A 1,664-nucleotide genomic window follows, 5' to 3' on the forward strand; every position below is an offset into this window, starting at 1 on the left:
ACCTGACTTGGCTCACGGTTCAGGATCGCCGCTGAGTACAACGCGCTGACCTCGTAGTTTCCCCTCGGGAACGGCGAAAAGTGCGCACTAAATCGATCATGTCTCTACCCTGGTGGCCGTGTCTCCGTACGTGCGGACGGTGAAGACGGCCTCAGGCGCCCGGGCGGTGCAGATCGTCTACTCCTCCCGCCGCGGGTCACGAGAGATCGAGCACATCGGGTCGGCGCACGACGACGCCGAACTGGAGACGCTCAAGGCGGTGGCGCGTCAGCGGCTGGCCGCCGGCCAGCAAGAGCTGGACCTGGGGCTGGACGACGGGCCGGCGGCGGGCGGGCCGCTGGAGATCGTCAGCTCGCGGATGGAACACCTGTGGGACGCGCTGTCACGCGCCTACGAGGCGCTGGGATTCGGCGCCGCGGCCGGGGGCGATGAGGTGTTCCGGCAGTTGGTGCTCGCGCGGGTGATCGAACCGACCAGCAAGCACGACAGCCTGCGCGTGCTTGCCGAGGCCGGGATCGATGCGGTGTCGTATGCCACGGTGAAACGCCGCCTGCCGGACTACGCCACACCGCAGTGGCGCCAAGCCCTGGCCGGTGCGTGCGCAGCCCACACCCGCCTGGGGCCGGCCAGCCTGGTCCTGTACGACGTGTCGACCTTGTACTTCGAGACCGACGCCGGTGACGGGTTCCGCGAGCCGGGCTTTTCCAAGGAACGCCGCCTGGACCCGCAGATCACGATCGGGCTGCTCACCGATGCGTCCGGGTTCCCGCTCATGGTGACCGCCTTCGAGGGCAACAAGGCCGAGACCCACACCATGCTCCCGGTGATCGAAGGGTTCATGGCGGCCCACGACCTGCCGGACGTCACGATCGTGGCCGACGCCGGGATGATCTCCGAGGCGAACAAGCAGGCCATCGAAGCTGCCGGACTGTCGTTCATCCTCGGCATGAAGATCCACGAGGTGCCGTATGTGATCAAGCAGTGGCGGCGCGAGCACCCCGATATCCCGATCCCCGACGGGCACATCTTCATCCAGCCCTGGCCTTCGGGATCGAGCCGGCCACGCCGCGACCAGATGATCTACTACCAGTATCGGGCTGAGCGGGCCCGGCGCACCCTGCGCGGCATCGACGAGCAGGTCGCCAAGGCCCAGCGCGCCGTCGACGGGCAGGCGCCGGTCAAGCGCAACCGGTTCATCAGGCTGTCCGGCGCCACCAAGAGCGTCAATACCGAGCTGGTGGACAAGGCCAAGGCCCTGGCCGGGCTCAAGGGCTACATCACCAATCTCGCCGCCTGCCCGGACGGGACGCCCATCACCGCCGAGTTCGTCATCAGCTCCTACCATCGGCTGTTCGAGATTGAGAAGTCCTTCCGGATGAGCAAGCACGACCTCAAAGCACGGCCGATCTACCACCACAAACGCGAGTCCATCGACGCGCACCTGACGATCGTGTTCGCCGCCCTGGCGGTCGGCCGGTGGATCGAAGCACGGACCGGATGGTCGATCAAGAAGTTCGTCCGCACCGCCCGCCGCTACCGCACCGTCCGTATCCAAGCCGGCAACCACGTCCTGACCGCCGCCGACCCCCTGCCCACCGACCTACGCGACGCCCTCAAGCGCATCCGCGGCCTCGAAGGTGCGCACTAAATTGAGCCAACTCAGG

At 67.1% G+C, this 1,664-nt stretch carries 1 protein-coding gene; it reads left to right on the plus strand.

The annotated features are described in order from the left end of the window. Window positions 1–166: 166 nt before the first annotated feature. Complete coding sequence (locus tag FLW16_RS42785) at window positions 167–1,648, plus strand: IS1634 family transposase (RefSeq protein ID WP_142566700.1); 1,482 nt, start codon at window positions 167–169, stop codon at window positions 1,646–1,648. The last annotated feature ends 16 nt before the right edge of the window (window positions 1,649–1,664 follow it).

Source organism: Microbispora sp. KK1-11 (assembly GCF_006874435.1).
In the GTDB taxonomy this organism is placed as follows: domain Bacteria; phylum Actinomycetota; class Actinomycetes; order Streptosporangiales; family Streptosporangiaceae; genus Microbispora; species Microbispora catharanthi.